We start from the raw sequence: 15,784 nt of genomic DNA on the forward strand, positions 1-15,784 counted from the left end.
TACACTGAGTTTACAAGTCAATACAGAAAGTTTTTTGCTGAATATGAAAAGGAGGAGGAATAAACATGAAAAAACGGTTTATTATGCTGGCAGGTGCATGTGTGCTGGCGGGAGTGTTATCGGGGTGCAGCAGTGGTGCAAAAAGCGGATCCGCGGATACGGGGGCAAAGAACGAATCTACAGAAACAGCAGCAAAGAGCGAATCCACGGAAAAGGCAGAAGCGTCGGAACCTGGAAAAAAGGTGATCAATGTCTGGGCATTTACTGATGAAGTGCCGAAAATGATCGAAAAATACAAAGAACTGCATCCGGATTTTGATTATGAAATCAATCCTACGATCATTGCCACAACAGACGGCGCTTATCAGCCGGCACTGGATCAGGCACTGGCGGCAGGCGGGACCGATGCACCTGACCTGTATTGTGCAGAAGCCGCATTTGTACTTAAATACACGCAGGGAGATGCCAGTCGATATGCGGCTCCCTACGAGGACTTGGGAATTGATGTAGCCGCAAAAGTGAAGGAAGCGGACATCGCCAAGTATACCATGGACATAGGAACCAATCAGGATAACAAGCTGGTTTCCTTAGGGTACCAGGCCACCGGCGGCGCATTTATCTATCGCCGTTCCATTGCAAAGGATACTTGGGGAACTGATGATCCGAAGGAAGTCGGCGCAAAATTGGGAGCGGGAAGCAATAGCTGGGATTCATTTTTCAATGCTGCAAATGATTTAAAAGCCAAAGGCTACGGAATCATATCTGGTGACGGTGATATGTGGCACGCAGTGGAAAACAGCTCAGATACAGGCTGGATCGTGGATGGCAAGCTGAATATTGACCCGAAGCGGGAAGAGTTTTTGGATCTGTCCAAGAAGCTGATGGATGGAGGCCTTCACAACGATACCAGAGACTGGCAGGATGCCTGGTTTGCGGACATGAAGGGCCAGGGCTCAAAACCGGTTTTAGGCTTCTTTGGTCCGGCATGGCTGATCAACTACGTTATGGCTCCTAACTCCGGCGGCGAGAAAATCGGAGAAGGAACCTTTGGTGACTGGGCAGTATGCGAATCTCCTATCGGCTTTTTCTGGGGCGGCACATGGGTAATGGCAAATAAAGACTCTGAGGTAAAAAAAGCGGTTGGTGATATTATCCAGTGGATCACCCTGGAAACTTCCGAAGACGGCTTGCAGTACATGTGGGCAAACGGTACTATGAATGATGCGGGAACAAAGGACACCGTAGCTTCCGGTACAGTTATGGCCAAATCAGACGGCTCTATTAACTTCTTAAACGGACAGAATATGTTTGACGTATTTGTTCCGGCAAATAAGTATGCAAAGGGTACCAACCTTACACAGTACGATGAAACCATTAATATGTATTGGAGAGATCAGGTACGGGAATATACCGCAGGAAACAAGAGCAGAGAACAGGCGATTAAGGATTTCAAACAGCAGGTAGCAGATAATCTGGATATCACCGTTGAATAAATAATCTTGAGCGGGCAGGAGGGGAGGATCTTTCTTCTTGTCCGCCCGATTGCGTTGAATGGAGGAACTTACATGAAACGAAAGCATTCTGGTTATGCGAAATGGGGATACATATTCTGTCTGCCCTTTACCATTGCATTTTTGATTTTCACTTTATATCCGATTATTTTTACTACTGTTATTGGATTTACGGATTGTAAGGGATTGGGTACGGTAAAGTTTCATTTTCTGGCAGATGATCCATTTTTAAACTTTAAGAACATTTTGGCAAATCCCTCGTTCCAGAAGTCATTTCGGAACACTCTAGGCATGTGGATATGCAACTTTATCCCTCAGATAGGTCTGGCCCTGCTTTTAACGGCGTGGTTTACGGATAACCGGAATCACATCAAAGGAAAGGGACTGTTTAAGGTATTATTTTATATGCCAAACATTATTACCGCAGCTACCGTCGCCATTCTGTTCAACGCCCTTATCGGCTATCCCATGGGACCGGTCAATGATATTTTGATGACTTTAGGGATCACGGACCAACCAATTAATTTTCAGGTCAACAAAGCCGTGGCAAGGGGAAGCGTATCATTTATTCAGTTCTGGACGTGGTATGGCTATACCATGATAATTTTGATATCCGGCGTACTGGGAATCAGTCCTGAAATCTTTGAATCCGCAGAGGTTGATGGGGCAAACCGGATTCAGACCTTTATCTATATTACCATCCCCAACTTAAAGACCATTCTGCTGTTTACATTGGTAACCAGTTTGATTGGCGGCTTACAGATGTTCGATATTCCCAAGCTGTTTTTACTTGGCGGACCGGATAATGCCACCTTAACCACCAGCGTATTTATCTATAATCAGGCCTTTAGCGGCAGTTACTTATACAATCGGGCTTCCGCCGCCAGTATGATCATGTTTGTGATTATTTGCGCGGCATCGGCAATTTTGTTCTTTGCAATGAGGGATAAGGACGAAGCGGAATTGGAGAAGCTGAGCAAACAGCAGGAACGGGAATATAGGAAAATGCAGAAGGAACGGAGGAAATCACATGAATAAAAAGCGCAGCTCATTGATATTGAAAGTCATTATTTACGTGGTATGCATTTTCCTTGCAATTTTAAGCATTGCCCCGTTTTATATTATGGTGATCAATGCCACCCGTTCCACGGTACAGATTCAGCAACATGCAATTTCCCTTCTTCCTTCTACTTATATGATGAAGAATATAGCTATTTTGCTTGGGAAAAGTTTTAACCCTGCCAATGGTTTTTTTAATTCCCTTATCATTTCCACAGGGGCAACACTTTGTGCGGTATATTTTTCCAATATGACCGCATATGGGCTGGTGGTGTACAACTGGAGATTCCGCAGACCATTTTTCAGCTTTATCATGGCGATTATGATGGTTCCGGCGCAGATAACGATGATCGGTTTCTACCAGATGGTTTACCGGATTCATATGACGAACAATTTCCTCATGCTCATATTACCGGCCATTGCCTCTCCTTCTATGGTGTTCTTTATGAGGCAGTATATGTTGCCTTCTTTGTCAATGGAAATCATTCAGGCTGCCCGCATTGATGGGGCAGGGGAGTTCTATATCTTTAACCGGATTGCTATGCCGATAATGAAACCGGCCATAGCAACACAGGCGATCTTCTGCTTTGTGTCCAGCTGGAACAACTTGTTTACTCCTCTGGTACTTTTGACAGATCAGAAGAAGTATACCATGCCCATTATGGTAAGCCTGCTGCGCGGGGATATTTATAAGACAGAATACGGCTCTGTTTATATGGGGCTGGCTTTGACCGTGCTGCCCCTGATTGTGGTTTATCTGCTTCTTTCCCGTTACATAATTTCCGGTGTTGCTTTGGGTGGTGTTAAGGGATAGACGAAATGGAAAACTGGCTGCGAAACTCGGTGGGATTGTATTTTGTATACTTCTTAAAGCACCGGCTAAAGGAGGCCGGATTGTTGAACCCGGTTTGGAAAGCGATTGAGGTGATCGAATCGCCGGCCAATAGCATTTCCTGAGCCGCCTGAATGCGTTTGCGGCTTAAATAGTCATAAAAAGTAGAGTTGGTATGTTCTTTAAACAGGCGGGAAAAATGGTATTTGGAAAAGCCTATGTGGGCGGCCATTTTTTCTAACGTTAAGTTCTCCCCGTAATGGGCGTCAATGTAGGACAAAAGGCCTGTGAACTTCTGGTAATACTCATAATGTTTTTCCTGAGAGGTTTGTGAATTGGCGGAGAGGGCATGATAGTACTCTCCGCCAATTGTCGTTAAGATGTTGATGAGGACCGCATAAATAGAATATTCCCAAAAGATCCCGCCTGGAAAATAGATGTCGTTGATCTCCATGAAACCGGAATAGATCCGTTCATAAATCCGGCTATGGTTTTGCTTGTTCATAAGGCATGGTTCTAACAGAACCACATCCAGAAAGGAGGAATCGTAAAAGCTGGACAGCGGTTCCATGTTGAACATATAAATGAAGCGGGAACCGCTGGTGGCTGGAAGGATCTCATGGATGGAGAAGCGGGGGATAAAGAGAATGTCGCCCGGATGTAAGGTGAAGGACTTTTTGTTGATGATGACGGTATAGTCGCATTCCACGGGTATGAGAATTTCCAGTGCACTGTGCTGGTGAGGCGCGTAGCCTTCCGTTTGAATGTTATGCCAGATACGGATATTGGAATTAAGGGAATATTCTACGTTTTCTAACAGGCCTTCCACTTGTCTGCCCTGGAAGGAACGGTCTTCGGGCCGTTGGTAATATGCGGATTTGGTCATATGGTGGTCCTCCTTCCTGTATGCCGCTGTTTCTGTAATTATACTGAAATTTCCTCTAAGTTTCTACTGGAAGATTAGCTTAGTTTCCCCATTTTTTCCTTTTCCTCTGCTAAAAGCTGATGAGATTCTGTTAAGGAAGAGCCGAGGATTTTTAACAGAGTATCCTTTTCCAGGGTAGGAGAATAGTAAAACCCCTGCTGGTAATTGCAGCCGGCTTCTGTCAGGATTTGGTTCTGGTTTTCCGTCTCCACGCCTTCGGCAATGATGGTCATATCAAGATCCCTTGCCATCCGGACCAGCCCTTCAATGACGGACCGGGACCTTGGATTCGTCTCAAGCTGCCATACGAACAGGCGCTCAAGCTTTAAGGTATCCACTGGAAGCTCCAGGATAGAGGAGATTCCGGAGTGGCCGGAACCGAATTCATTGAGGATGATCTCCACGCCCATTTCCTGCAATTGCTGAAGGGTCACGTTGATGTTTAAATAAGCCATGATCAGGGCACTTTCCTGGATCTCCAGGGCAAGCTTTCCCTCAGGTATGTGATAGATATCCATCATCCGCTTCACTTCGTCAAGGAAATCTTCCTGTAAAAAAAGAACGGGTGAAATGGGAAGAGCAATGGATTCAAATTCGCAGCCAGCATCAAGCAGTCCGTGGATGCACTGGGCTGTTTTTTCCAGTGCATAGTATTCGATGGCCCGTATCTGCCCGGAATCCTCTGCAACAGGAAGGAATTCGCTGGCTCCGATCATCCCAAGGCCTTTAATGAAGATGCGCATATAAAGCTCTGCCCGGGTAAAGGTCCCCGTATCAATTTGAAGGGTAGGGCGGTAACGAACCTCCACCTCTTCTTTTTCCAGGGCTGTCTTTAGATAAAGGGCAATGGTATGGCGCCGCTGCAGCTGTTTCTGCAAAACACTGTCAAAGACGACCGCCTGATTGGGACCTTCGTCTTCCGCCTTTATAACGGCCAGATCCAGACACTTTAACATCTGGTCCGGAGAATCGGCGTGCCCGGGATAGGAGCATATGCCCATCTGTGCGGAACATAAGCAGTCGGTCCCGTTGACCTTCCAGACATGGTCAAACCTTCCGGCAATCGTCTCAGCAAGCTCATAAGCCTGTCCCTGGGTATATTGATCCAGTATGATGATATATTCCACGCCGATATAATGGTAGACGCCTTTTCCTGTCACTTCTTTTAAATATGTAAGGATCTGTTCCAGAAGGCTTTCACAGTATTCATAACCAAATACCTGGTTTAGCCGTTTAAAATTCTCTATGTGAAGCTTTAGCACAGCGCCCCGTTCCATAGAACTCATTACCAGGCTTAGATGCTTTAAACAGGCTTCTCGTTCCGGTTTGCTCTCTGATAAAGTATCTTCTATCACCTGGCTTTTGGTCCCTGTCTCTGTTTGAAGGGGCAGAGCTGTCTTTTTTCCAAACCAATTCATATGGATTTCCTCCCTTTTATCGGCTATCTGATTTAATTGTATTATAAAAGCATGGTGAAATCAAGAAATAATTGGAAGATAGAAAACAGGCATTAATCTGGAAATAGAGAGAATAATAAGGATAAGAAGAACTTTTTTTTGTATGTCAGCGATAAAGGCAAGAGGTGGAAAGAATGAAATCAATCTGGACAGAATCAGCCAGAATTCCTGGTAGGAATCCATTGACAGGAAACAAACGGACAGAGGTGGTAGTAATAGGAGCTGGAATGGCAGGAATCCTTACTGCTTTTTATTTGCAAAGGCACGGGCTTCATGTGGTGGTGCTGGAGGCAGACCGCATAGGAAGCGGGCAGACGGGATTTACAACGGCGAAAATCACTTCCCAGCATAATCTGATTTATGAAAAGCTGGCACGAACGACTGGGGAAGAAACGGCAAGGCTGTATGGAAAGGCAAACCAGCTGGCGGTGGAAGAGTACGGAAAACTCATTAGACGTTATTCGATACAGTGCCATTATGAACAAACGGATGCATATGTATATTCGGTTCAGGAGTCAGAGGTGCTTTCAAGAGAGGCGGAATGGGCTGCAAGGCTTGGGCTTCCGGCTTCCTTTGTCAGGGAGACCGGACTTCCATTTCCTGTGCATGGAGCGGTACGTTTTACCGGACAGGCTCAGTTTCATCCTCTGGAATTTCTAAGAGATATATCTGCAGGGCTTACGATTTTTGAGCGGACAAAGGTTCTCAAGGTTCAGGGGCATGAAGTTGTGACGGATAAAGGGGTGGTAAAGGCAGAAAAAGTGGTATTTGCCTCCCATTATCCTTTTGTTAATATCCCTGGATTTTATTTTGCCAAAATGTATCAGGAAAAAAGCTACGTTCTGGAGCTTGAACCGGTTACATCTTTAAAAGGCATGTATATTGGAATTGACGAAAGGGCATATTCCTTTCGGAATGCCGGTGATAAGCTTTTATTGGGATATGGAAGCCACAGGACCGGAAAGGCGCCAAAGGATAATCCCTTTACCACGATGAGACGGGCAGGGGAACATCTATTTCCGGAAGCGAAGGAAATTGGTAAATGGACGGCCCAGGATTGTATGACGTTAGACGGAATTCCCTATATTGGGCAGTTTTCTTCCCTAAGGCCGGATTGGTATGTTGCTACAGGCTTTGGAAAATGGGGCATGAGTTCCTCCATGGTGGCAGCAAAGATACTGAGCACCCAGATAACAGGAAGGAAAACACCCTATGACGGAGTATTTTCTCCCAGAAGGCATCATTTGAAGGCAGCCGCGGGCACACTGCTTTCCCATGGCATGCAATCAGTGAAGGGACTTTCAGCCGGAACCATGCCGGGAGCCGTAAACTGTCCCCACATGGGATGCCGTCTGGTATGGAACCGGTATGACAAACGCTGGGAATGTCCATGCCATGGATCTTCTTTTGAAATTAATGGAAAAATTTCAGCAGGCCCTGCACAACAGGGTATTCCTTTCATAGATTGATATTAGAAACTTTCAATAACGAAAGGAGTCATACATCCTATGGATTTTTATACGAAGCAATGGTGTCCTGAATATATGACCGGCACCGGCTCGGCCGGCTGGGAATATGCCATGGGGCTTGATATGTCCGTAAGCCCTGGTACGGTAATTCGTCCTGACATGCCGCTTGGTTCGGGTCCGGCAAAGTCCGCAGAAAATGGGACTGATCCCATACTTATGAAACAACAGGATATGGCCTCAGGTTCCGGCCCTTGGATGCCGCCCAAAAGACCAAGATGTCCGGAAACAAGAGGTGAATCTGAGGCAGCGCCTATGCCCATGAATTGCCAGCCAATGCTATTATGCCCAATGCCGGAAAAAAGCAAGGAGATGCCAGCCCGTACGATGCCGGAGAAATGCATGCCGGAAAAATGCAGAGAGATGCCAGCCTGCCCGATGCCGGAGAAATGCATGCCGGAAAAATGCAGAGAGATGCCAGCTTGTCCGATGCCAGAAAAATGTATGCCGGAAAAATGCAGAGTGATGCCAGCCTGCCCAATGCCAGAAAAATGTATGCCGGAAAAATGCAGAGAAATGCCAGCCTGCCCGATGCCGGAAAAATGCAGAGTGATGCCAGCCCGCACAATGCCGGAGAAATGCATGCCAGAGAAATGCAGGGAGATGCCAGCCCGCACAATGCCGGAGAAATGCATGCCGGAGAAATGCAGAGTGATGCCAGCCCGCACAATGCCGGAAAAATGCATGCCGGAGAAATGCAGGGAGATGCCAGCCCGCACAATGCCGGAGAAATGCATGCCAGAGAAATGCAGAGTGATGCCAGCCCGCACAATGCCGGAAAAATGCATGCCAGAGAAATGCAGGGAGATGCCAGCCTGTACAATGCCAGCCCGTACAATGCCGGCCCGTACAGTGCCAGAGAATTGTATGCCGGTATGTGTCATGCCGGTACAATGCCCGGAAAAAGAGAAGGAAGCTGCGGCTCCTATGAAATGTCCGAATATGGCAACAAGTCCCGCATTTGTGAAGTGCCCTGAAATGCCGACGTGCACTGCTCCGGCCATGCGTCCCAGCATGCCCGCACCAGCTCCTTGTCCAGCCGAAAATATAGACCAGTTTCCGGTTGGAATGGCATATGTACCATGGCAGTGCTGGCAGGAAGTGTATCCGTTAGATACTGCCATGAGCATGGGAACCATCTTCCCGGATCTGTTTAAACCATTTATTATGGGGGGGTGCCAGTGATGATAGGTTATAATGTTGATTGCGATATGCTGTTAAAGCAGGTATATGAAGCCAGCTTTGCAATGGATGATGTGGTATTGTATCTTGACACCCATCCAGATGATCAGGAAGCATTAGACTATTACTTTTATGTAGCTGATATGCGGCAGCAGGCAATGCAGGCTTATGAGGAGCAGTGCGGCCCTCTGATGGTTGATGGAGTCATGGATGAGAATTACTGGACCTGGATCAATGATCCATGGCCATGGGAAGGAGTGTGCGGCTAATGTGGAGGTATGAAAAGAGATTACAGTATCCGGTAAATATAACGACTCCTAACCCCAAGATTGCTTCCTTTATTATTAGCCAGTATGGTGGCCCAGATGGAGAAATGGGAGCTTCCATGCGTTATCTTTCCCAACGCTATTCCATGCCTTATAAGGAATGTAAAGGGCTTCTCACGGATATCGGAACGGAAGAATCGGTACTTCGTAGATATCCGTCAAAAACCTCATTAATCCTGGTAAGGAAGTTTCAAATAAACATCCAGAGTAAATAGGTCATTTCCCTGGCCAAGGCGATTGCCTTTTTTGATTTTCGTATAGTACACATGGTCTACCACCTGTTTGAGAAGAATGTTTTTCCTGAGGGGATCTTCAGTTTCTGCGTACGACCTTAATATTCCTTCAAAGTATGGAATAAATTCCTCCTTCTTTGCGATACGGTTCCTGACCTCAATGATTTCATTCTGGATATTTTCTATGAGCCTGTCATTTTCATCTATTTTCTTAGTAAGTTCTTTTGATCGCTTGCGGAATAAATCCAAGGAATAAACCTGTTGTTCAAAATAGTCATATACTGTCTCTAGCTGTTTCTTGAGGGTAGAAGCTTCGTTCTGATATCCGGCTAACACTGCCACCTTCCTGTCGATTACTTCCTTCCAATCTCCGGAATCCTCATTTTGTACTTTTATTTCATAATCTTTTAAGTATCGTTCCAAAAACTGCAATAGGCGTTCTTCAACTAAATAATAAAAAGAGCCAACGGTAGGGCAGTTATGAGTTTTACACAGTATGGTATCTGAAGGATTCCTGGAACCTGCTGGGCGGCGGTACATTGACATTTTACATTCACTGCAATACATCAGGCCAGCCAGGGGGGATTTTATTGTAAGGAAAGCGGAGGGTCTGAAATTGGCTTCCAATCGTTTCTGGGCTGCATAAAAAATATGTTCATCTATGATTGGAGGATGAATGGCATCAAATATCTCACAATCTGTATTGATCGGCCGCGATCGCTTTACCGCGCCATTTTCTATCATTTTGACTTGCTTGCGCTTCCCGGTTTCCAGCTTCCCTATGTAGGCGTAGTTCCGCAGCATTCCTCTAATCACGCTGGCTTCCCAGTGATCTGATTTACGAGGAGGAATCTTCATATCATCAAGCAGATGAGCTATTTGCGTGGTGCCAAGCGGAAGATTATCAGATTCGGGAGTCCCAGATGTAAATAGCTGAAAAACAAATTGTACGATTTTTGATTCTTCCGGGAGAGGCTTTAAAGTGAATCCCTTCTCATGAGGGAGCTTCATTCTCTCGAACCCATAAGGAGCAACATTGCCGGTCCATTTCCCCTCTTTGACAGATGCACGGCGTCCGTTTTGCAGACGTCGGTTGATTACCTTGTATTCTCGCCGGCTCATAAAAAGGCCGAATTCAGCATATTCTTCGTCAAATTCATCATTTGGATCGTAGGTCTTCATGGGGGTAATAATTTTCGTATTGCCGTACTTGAATGTTTCCATGATAAGTCCCTGATCTCTGGTATCTCCACGAGCCAGACGCTCAAGCTCTATGACAAGAACTCCGTCTGGCCGATTGTTTTCTATGTCAGAGATCATCTGCATCATTTCTGGCCTTGCAGCAATGGTTTCGCCAGATACGACCTCCCGGTAAACATGGGATATGGTAATACCTAGCTGCTCAGCAAGCTCTTTTAATCGGTTTTCATGACGGGCCAGGGTTTCGCCCTCTCCGTGGGCTTCTGCATCCCGGTCTTCTCTTGATTTTCTTAAGTACATATAATAAGTTCCTGACAGATCTAACATTATATCATCTCCTTGTACAGTCTATTGTATTTTGGGCACAAAAATACGCCCCTTGCCAGGGCGTTCCGAAAATGATATAATTCCATTGTCGAGATGGATAGATCTTTCCGGAAGCCCGGTAAGAGAAATCTATGTAAAGCCGTTCGGTGTTGGTAGCACCGGGCGGTTTTTATTTACCTTATAGTCAATATATAACTATCTTTTGTACCATACGGTTCCAAAGTGATGAAGAGTGGATTTTGAGATTCCTCCACTTCTTGCGGACATTGAAAAAGGAAGTGAACTCCTAATGTATCCAAGGGCTTTATGGTTGTAATGCTAGCGTAGGTAAATCTCGTAATTTACTCAACCATCTTGAAACTATTGAGTGGTTCAAAAATATTCCCTGGCGGGAGCCAGTAAGTACAGTATAAGGTGATATGGTAAATTTCACAAGAGAGGAATTGTGATACATATGAAATATGCAATAGGAGCAAGAGCTTACAGCGGCGGAAAAATCGTAGCAAAAGTTCATCTGGAACAGGACGGTAAAGAGGGCGGTTGCACAGAAACAAGAAACATGGAATCTGGGTGGATACCTTCGACGCCGAAGAGGAGGCTATGAGGTTTTGGAATAATTACCGGAAGGTCTGATACTGCCAAACATCGGTTATGCAAGTTCTGCCGGTACCGGCCTCGCTGTCCAGACTGCGGCAGGCGATACCCATGTAAGGACTATGAGAGGAGGGAAAGAAGTACGCAACAAGTACAACCAATGCTGCATAGCTTTAAGCGAAGGGGAGGTGCCGTGCATGGTAGTTTTTGAAATGAAAATTGGAAATACCATTGTCCGTGGCCATGATGACTGCGTTGTAAGAACAGCAGCTGAACGTCAGGAAATCCTGGATAACATTGGTCGAATTGCTGCTGGTATTTATCGGGATAAGGAAAAGAAACAAAAGGAAGGAACCGGCTGAGGCCGGAGCCATTGGACAAGCATTGCCGGGGCAGCAGGAGAGAGAAGAGATAAAATCGGGGAGCTGCAAGAGGGCAGCTGCAAGAGGGCAGCTACAAGCGTGACCAGTAATGGATCGATTTCAGCCTGGCTGGCAGTTCCGGTTAAGATTTGGCGGCGTTGGCTGATTAAAAAAAGAATAGGGGGTTTCCCCCTACTCTTATATAGTAAGAACTCTCTGTCATCAGGTTCTTCTTAGAATTCGTTAGATTGGTTTTGTATTTTGCATCCAACATTTTCGATGCAAGATTTGATAGAATTTTCGTCTGTTGATTGATTGTAACCAACTTCAATGGAGCCTCTTGTTACATCAATATTGACCGAAGAGATTCCATCTACTTTATCCAGTGCATTTTTAAGCTGAGTTTTGATCTCTGAATTCTGTATGCCTGATATATCATAGTGTACTTTATTCATAAGACAACTCCTTTCTTTTACGGAATATTTCAATGTTATTTGGAATCTAAGATTCTTTATCTTTCGAATTATCTGCCTTTAATCCGAACACAGCTCGTGCGCTTTCAGCTTGTGGATTGTGGTTGATATGTTTTGAATGAAAAGTACCATCTTCTTTTTTATGATTCTTTGTACTTCTTTTTGAATTATCTTTGCCCATAGTTTACCTCCTTACTATTTTTAGTATACCATTCATTTAATAATTTGATTCTATGATTGGTTTCCAATTAAAGCCAGAAAATTGTATGATGTATGAGTAATTAGTGAACAAAATTAAAATAATAAGTTATGTAATAAATCAATCATTTTATCATGAGTATTGGTATATTACGGATTACTTTAAGTTATTTGGATATAGGTAATCTTTAATTAGCATGTCAAAGAGGTATGCTAAAATTTGAAAAAATTGTAACGAATTCGATTCTCCGTAGTCTTATGTATGAAAGCGAGGTGAAAAAGTGACGGACTTCAATCAAATATATAATCTTTACTTCAAGGATGTTTATAAATATGTTCTGTCAATAAGTAGGGATGAAATGATTGCGGAAGAAATAACACAAGAGACATTTTTTAAGGCTTTAAAAAATATCGATAAATTTGATGGGAAGTGCAAGATCTATGTGTGGTTATGTCAAATTGCAAAAAATACATTCTTCACATACAAAAAGAAAGAAACGTATCATGAGGATTTGACTGAGGCGGAAAATATTCATGTTGATTCAACGATTGAGCAGAGCCTTTTATCGAAAGAATCTGTATTTAACATTCACAAAGAGCTTCATAGCCTAAGCGAACCCTTTAAGGAAGTTTTTATGCTGCGAGTGTTTGGAGATTTATCTTTTTCACAGATAGGCAGCTTATTTGAAAGAACAGAAAGCTGGGCGAGGGTCACTTACCATCGAGCAAAAATGAAATTAAAGGAGAAAATAGAATGCGAATAACCTGCGAAATAATAAAGGACCTGCTCCCATTATATCACGATAATGTATGCAGTAAGGATAGCCGCAAATTAGTTGAAGAGCATTTATCAACCTGTGAAAAGTGCCGTGACGAATTGAAGCAGATCAACATAGAGATTAAAACGGTTAAGAATACGGAGGATGTTAAAGTTATGAATAATATTGCAAAGAAATGGAAACAGGATAGATTGTCCTCCTTTTTCGCCGGCATATTACTTTTTTCTATTATTGCCAGTGTGGGGTGCTTGGTGGCATATAATATAATCGGCAGTTATGTGACTACAGAAGGATTTCTGGTAGAACCGTTTGCTTTGATTCCGCTATCCTACCTGTTTGGACTGTCTGCACTGTTATCAGGTGTTATTCTGGGGATCATGGCTATAAAGAGACGCTTTGTAAATTCTAAATAATTGTATGGAAGATCATGAGCATTTCCGGCAGAGCAGCAGTTTTATGACCATTATGCGAAGATGAAGAAATATACTGACATCGTTACGCACATATGAGAAGAATGCGAGCAGCAGATAATCCCCCCGCAGCCGGTAAGAAGACGGTCGGCCTGTTTAAATTCAGACTTAAGGCAACAGCCTAACATAAATCCCAATCAATCCACATAACTATATTATTTATTGCATAATATTTAAAAATATCTATTGTTATAAGGAAAGTGGTAATATATGAATAAAATTCTGGATGAAAATTATTTCGACTTGATTGTTGAAAATACAATGAGCCCGGTTAACAATGAAGATGTAACCCCATTGAATGAGACTTATCATATATTACATGTTAGTACGTCTAAAATTAATATCTGTGACCAAAGCCAGATTCCTTATTATTATTTACCTGATTTATATACCCCGATATCGATAATTGATAGAAATGAAGCAAATAATGAAAGCTTTCGGTTTAGTTCTGAACCTGCTTTGCATGGGAAAGATATTATTATAGGTATAATAGGCACAGGGATTGATTATCAGCATCCAGCGTTTCTCCATAATGATAAGACGACACGCATCATTTCTATATGGGACCAGTCAGAACAAAGTGGTACGATTCCTGCGGGTTTTACTTTTGGCAGTGAATATACTGGAGAAACGATTAATCAAGCATTGTCATTAAAGGATCCATTGTCCATAGTTCCCTCCATAGACACAAACGGGCATGGAACAGCGATTGCCAGCATTATCGCTGGAAGTCCTGATTCCAATCATTCTTTTAGCGGTATTGTACCAGAATCTGAACTTTTGATTGTGAAACTAAAGGAAGCAAAACAAAATCTTAAACAGTTGTTTTTTGTCCCAAATGATTCCTTGTGCTTTCAAGAGTCTGACTTAATACTTGGAATAAGGTATTTAATTACGGTATCTCAAAACCTGAATCGGCCTTTAGTTATATGCATTGCATTAGGGAGTAATCAAGGCGGCCATGATGGAATCAGCCCGATCAGTACTTTTTTAAACGGTATTGCAGAACTGCCAAATATCGGAGTTGCTGTTGCGACAGGAGATGAGGCAAACAAAGAAAGGCATTACTTTGGCCATGCTTTTTCCGAGCCTTATTATCATGATTTTCAATTGAATGTAGGAAGCAGTGACAAATTATTTTCTATGGAAATTTGGCCATATGCGCCAAGCAGCTTATCTATTGAGATTATATCACCTTTGGGGGAATCTACAAAAAATATTTATCCTTCGTTTGCTTGTAATGAGTTTGCTTTTGAACAAAGTCAGAGTATTCTCTTTGTTAATGATTTTGTTTTTCAGAGCGGAAGCAGAAATCCATTAATTTTAATACGTTTTATAAATCCTTATCCAGGAACTTGGCATTTACGTATTTTAGGTGTAGAAACTACACCATTTTCTTTTCATGCGTGGTTACCTTCCGGAACTCTGATATCTGACGGGACCTTTTTCATAAATGCAGATCCGGATACCACTATAACCGCACCAGGTAATACGACGGATCCCTTAACCGTTGCTGCCTATAATCAAATCAATAATAGCATATTAACTGATTCCGGAAGAGGTTATACCAGATTACGTATCATGAAACCCGATATAGCGGCTCCTGGTTACCAGATACCGTGTGCTGTTCCAGAGAACCAGTATGGAGTGATCAGCGGAACCGGAGCAGCTGTAGGATATGCGGCGGGGGCCATAGCGATCGCCTTGGAGTGGGCCGGTATAAAAATAAATTATATCAATTTAAATGGGAATCAAATCAGAGGGCTGTTAACGTTTAATGCTCTGCGTGATCCGGGCGTAATTTATCCAAATAATATATGGGGATATGGAAGATTAAATATTCAAAATTTATTAAATATGCTTTTAAATACTGAATCATAATAGAAAGTAATTTCGAACCAGACTGGTAATATCACCAGCGTTTTCAGGATAAAGTTACCGAAAATCAAATATCATTTTACGAAAAAAGAGGTAGGGTGCCTATATCCCTACCTCTTATAATACTGTTCATACCATCTTGCTTTTCTTTTGTATTCTGTTTTTTCTTCTTTTATCTCACCTGATGCTCTAAAAAATCCGCATGCTTTGTTATTGACAGCACAGCTTACTGTCTCTGCATTGTAGTTAGGACATTTATTTATATCTGGCGCAAGTCCGCACATTCCTGCCATAATTACCATCACCTCCAAATATAAGTATAAGAACAAATGTTCGATAAGTCAAAAGGAATTATTTGGAATTATTCATAGATTACTGACATCTATCAAGTACCAACGAGTTAGCTCATCTTGAGATCGTGGCAACCATTGTTCACCAGCTGACAAGAAATT

General features: G+C 43.3%; 18 protein-coding genes and 1 pseudogene. 13 read left to right on the plus strand and 6 right to left on the minus strand.

Annotation, left to right across the window (positions count from 1 at the left end):
- Nucleotides 1-65 precede the first annotated feature (65 nt).
- From RT269_RS20080 to RT269_RS20090, 3 genes are all read left to right on the plus strand, one after another.
- Nucleotides 66-1,493 (plus strand): ABC transporter substrate-binding protein, encoded by a 1,428-nt coding sequence (locus RT269_RS20080; protein WP_313185266.1) that lies wholly within the window; start codon nucleotides 66-68, stop codon nucleotides 1,491-1,493.
- A 72-nt stretch (nucleotides 1,494-1,565) separates the two neighbouring features.
- On the plus strand, nucleotides 1,566-2,549 hold the full coding sequence (locus RT269_RS20085; RefSeq protein ID WP_313185268.1) for a carbohydrate ABC transporter permease: 984 nt from the start codon (nucleotides 1,566-1,568) through the stop codon (nucleotides 2,547-2,549).
- Nucleotides 2,542-3,384 carry a carbohydrate ABC transporter permease gene (locus RT269_RS20090; RefSeq protein WP_313185269.1) on the plus strand — a complete coding sequence of 281 codons (843 nt, stop codon included), beginning with the start codon at nucleotides 2,542-2,544 and terminating at the stop codon, nucleotides 3,382-3,384. Before RT269_RS20085 ends, RT269_RS20090 begins: the two co-directional genes overlap by 8 nt.
- Here RT269_RS20090 and RT269_RS20095 read toward each other — a convergent pair.
- Together RT269_RS20095 and RT269_RS20100 are read right to left on the minus strand one after the other, a co-directional pair.
- Nucleotides 3,374-4,288: an AraC family transcriptional regulator gene (locus RT269_RS20095; protein WP_313185270.1), complete on the minus strand. Its 915-nt coding sequence runs from the start codon at nucleotides 4,286-4,288 to the stop codon at nucleotides 3,374-3,376. The genes RT269_RS20090 and RT269_RS20095 overlap by 11 nt on opposite strands.
- A gap of 74 nt (nucleotides 4,289-4,362) precedes the next feature.
- Nucleotides 4,363-5,745, minus strand: coding sequence for a GGDEF domain-containing phosphodiesterase (locus RT269_RS20100; protein WP_313185271.1), 1,383 nt, complete (start codon nucleotides 5,743-5,745; stop codon nucleotides 4,363-4,365).
- A gap of 173 nt (nucleotides 5,746-5,918) precedes the next feature.
- Between RT269_RS20100 and RT269_RS20105 the strand changes: the two genes are divergently transcribed.
- From RT269_RS20105 to RT269_RS20125, 5 genes and pseudogenes are all read left to right on the plus strand, one after another.
- Nucleotides 5,919-7,253, plus strand: a complete 1,335-nt coding sequence (locus tag RT269_RS20105; protein ID WP_313185272.1) for an FAD-dependent oxidoreductase — start codon at nucleotides 5,919-5,921, stop codon at nucleotides 7,251-7,253.
- Nucleotides 7,254-7,648: 395 nt separating this feature from the next.
- Complete coding sequence (locus tag RT269_RS20110; protein WP_313185273.1) at nucleotides 7,649-8,287, plus strand: hypothetical protein; 639 nt, start codon at nucleotides 7,649-7,651, stop codon at nucleotides 8,285-8,287.
- Nucleotides 8,288-8,378: 91 nt separating this feature from the next.
- A complete protein-coding gene (locus RT269_RS20115; RefSeq protein WP_313185291.1) occupies nucleotides 8,379-8,495 on the plus strand; it encodes a spore coat associated protein CotJA in 117 nt (38 codons plus the stop codon).
- The gene (locus RT269_RS20120) at nucleotides 8,495-8,761 is read left to right on the plus strand and encodes a spore coat protein CotJB (protein ID WP_313185275.1); all 267 of its coding nucleotides are present in this window, start codon (nucleotides 8,495-8,497) and stop codon (nucleotides 8,759-8,761) included. The genes RT269_RS20115 and RT269_RS20120 overlap by 1 nt, the downstream gene beginning before the upstream one ends.
- Nucleotides 8,761-8,955 (plus strand): annotated as a pseudogene (locus tag RT269_RS20125) (manganese catalase family protein); the annotation flags it as partial. The gene RT269_RS20120 and the pseudogene RT269_RS20125, both read left to right, overlap by 1 nt.
- Before the next feature lie 33 nt (nucleotides 8,956-8,988).
- On the opposite strand, the gene RT269_RS20130 reads toward RT269_RS20125, so the two are convergent.
- Nucleotides 8,989-10,578, minus strand: a complete 1,590-nt coding sequence (locus RT269_RS20130) for a recombinase family protein (RefSeq protein ID WP_313185277.1) — start codon at nucleotides 10,576-10,578, stop codon at nucleotides 8,989-8,991.
- A gap of 454 nt (nucleotides 10,579-11,032) precedes the next feature.
- On the opposite strand from RT269_RS20130, the gene RT269_RS20135 reads away from it, so the two are divergent.
- Together RT269_RS20135 and RT269_RS20140 are read left to right on the plus strand one after the other, a co-directional pair.
- On the plus strand, nucleotides 11,033-11,182 hold the full coding sequence (locus tag RT269_RS20135) for a hypothetical protein (RefSeq protein ID WP_313185279.1): 150 nt from the start codon (nucleotides 11,033-11,035) through the stop codon (nucleotides 11,180-11,182).
- Nucleotides 11,183-11,369: 187 nt separating this feature from the next.
- On the plus strand, nucleotides 11,370-11,534 hold the full coding sequence (locus RT269_RS20140) for a hypothetical protein (protein WP_154523824.1): 165 nt from the start codon (nucleotides 11,370-11,372) through the stop codon (nucleotides 11,532-11,534).
- A gap of 233 nt (nucleotides 11,535-11,767) precedes the next feature.
- On the opposite strand, the gene RT269_RS20145 is transcribed toward RT269_RS20140, so the two are convergent.
- Nucleotides 11,768-11,989: a heavy-metal-associated domain-containing protein gene (locus tag RT269_RS20145; RefSeq protein WP_313185281.1), complete on the minus strand. Its 222-nt coding sequence runs from the start codon at nucleotides 11,987-11,989 to the stop codon at nucleotides 11,768-11,770.
- Between the two features lie 46 nt (nucleotides 11,990-12,035).
- On the minus strand, nucleotides 12,036-12,188 hold the full coding sequence (locus RT269_RS20150) for a CPC_1213 family protein (protein WP_313185283.1): 153 nt from the start codon (nucleotides 12,186-12,188) through the stop codon (nucleotides 12,036-12,038).
- Nucleotides 12,189-12,486: 298 nt separating this feature from the next.
- On the opposite strand from RT269_RS20150, the gene RT269_RS20155 reads away from it, so the two are divergent.
- The 3 genes from RT269_RS20155 (at nucleotide 12,487) to RT269_RS20165 (ending at nucleotide 15,335) form a co-directional block, all read left to right on the plus strand.
- Nucleotides 12,487-12,969: an RNA polymerase sigma factor gene (locus tag RT269_RS20155; RefSeq protein ID WP_313185285.1), complete on the plus strand. Its 483-nt coding sequence runs from the start codon at nucleotides 12,487-12,489 to the stop codon at nucleotides 12,967-12,969.
- Nucleotides 12,960-13,397 (plus strand): DUF3955 domain-containing protein, encoded by a 438-nt coding sequence (locus RT269_RS20160; RefSeq protein WP_313185287.1) that lies wholly within the window; start codon nucleotides 12,960-12,962, stop codon nucleotides 13,395-13,397. The genes RT269_RS20155 and RT269_RS20160 overlap by 10 nt, the downstream gene beginning before the upstream one ends.
- A gap of 267 nt (nucleotides 13,398-13,664) precedes the next feature.
- Complete coding sequence (locus RT269_RS20165) at nucleotides 13,665-15,335, plus strand: S8 family peptidase (RefSeq protein WP_313185288.1); 1,671 nt, start codon at nucleotides 13,665-13,667, stop codon at nucleotides 15,333-15,335.
- A gap of 107 nt (nucleotides 15,336-15,442) precedes the next feature.
- Here the strand turns inward: RT269_RS20165 and RT269_RS20170 are convergent, their stop codons facing one another.
- Entirely contained in the window at nucleotides 15,443-15,625 is a 183-nt protein-coding gene (locus tag RT269_RS20170) for a hypothetical protein (protein WP_313185290.1), read from the minus strand.
- Nucleotides 15,626-15,784: the final 159 nt, after the last annotated feature.

This window comes from Lacrimispora sp. (assembly GCF_032078915.1).
Taxonomy (GTDB): domain Bacteria; phylum Bacillota; class Clostridia; order Lachnospirales; family Lachnospiraceae; genus Lacrimispora.

What these genes read in the sequence shown, in the direction of transcription:
- RT269_RS20110 (WP_313185273.1), top strand. Translation starts at nt 7,649, where the DNA reads ATGCATGCCGGAAAAATGCAGAGAGATGCCAGCCTGCCCGATGCCGGA.
- RT269_RS20130 (WP_313185277.1), bottom strand. Translation starts at nt 10,578, where the DNA reads ATGTTAGATCTGTCAGGAACTTATTATATGTACTTAAGAAAATCAAGA.
- RT269_RS20165 (WP_313185288.1), top strand. Translation starts at nt 13,665, where the DNA reads ATGAATAAAATTCTGGATGAAAATTATTTCGACTTGATTGTTGAAAAT.
- RT269_RS20170 (WP_313185290.1), bottom strand. Translation starts at nt 15,625, where the DNA reads ATGGCAGGAATGTGCGGACTTGCGCCAGATATAAATAAATGTCCTAAC.
- RT269_RS20145 (WP_313185281.1), bottom strand. Translation starts at nt 11,989, where the DNA reads ATGAATAAAGTACACTATGATATATCAGGCATACAGAATTCAGAGATC.
- RT269_RS20150 (WP_313185283.1), bottom strand. Translation starts at nt 12,188, where the DNA reads ATGGGCAAAGATAATTCAAAAAGAAGTACAAAGAATCATAAAAAAGAA.
- RT269_RS20090 (WP_313185269.1), top strand. Translation starts at nt 2,542, where the DNA reads ATGAATAAAAAGCGCAGCTCATTGATATTGAAAGTCATTATTTACGTG.
- RT269_RS20140 (WP_154523824.1), top strand. Translation starts at nt 11,370, where the DNA reads ATGGTAGTTTTTGAAATGAAAATTGGAAATACCATTGTCCGTGGCCAT.
- RT269_RS20095 (WP_313185270.1), bottom strand. Translation starts at nt 4,288, where the DNA reads ATGACCAAATCCGCATATTACCAACGGCCCGAAGACCGTTCCTTCCAG.
- RT269_RS20080 (WP_313185266.1), top strand. Translation starts at nt 66, where the DNA reads ATGAAAAAACGGTTTATTATGCTGGCAGGTGCATGTGTGCTGGCGGGA.
- RT269_RS20120 (WP_313185275.1), top strand. Translation starts at nt 8,495, where the DNA reads ATGATAGGTTATAATGTTGATTGCGATATGCTGTTAAAGCAGGTATAT.
- RT269_RS20105 (WP_313185272.1), top strand. Translation starts at nt 5,919, where the DNA reads ATGAAATCAATCTGGACAGAATCAGCCAGAATTCCTGGTAGGAATCCA.
- RT269_RS20115 (WP_313185291.1), top strand. Translation starts at nt 8,379, where the DNA reads ATGGCATATGTACCATGGCAGTGCTGGCAGGAAGTGTATCCGTTAGAT.
- RT269_RS20100 (WP_313185271.1), bottom strand. Translation starts at nt 5,745, where the DNA reads ATGAATTGGTTTGGAAAAAAGACAGCTCTGCCCCTTCAAACAGAGACA.
- RT269_RS20160 (WP_313185287.1), top strand. Translation starts at nt 12,960, where the DNA reads ATGCGAATAACCTGCGAAATAATAAAGGACCTGCTCCCATTATATCAC.
- RT269_RS20135 (WP_313185279.1), top strand. Translation starts at nt 11,033, where the DNA reads ATGAAATATGCAATAGGAGCAAGAGCTTACAGCGGCGGAAAAATCGTA.
- RT269_RS20085 (WP_313185268.1), top strand. Translation starts at nt 1,566, where the DNA reads ATGAAACGAAAGCATTCTGGTTATGCGAAATGGGGATACATATTCTGT.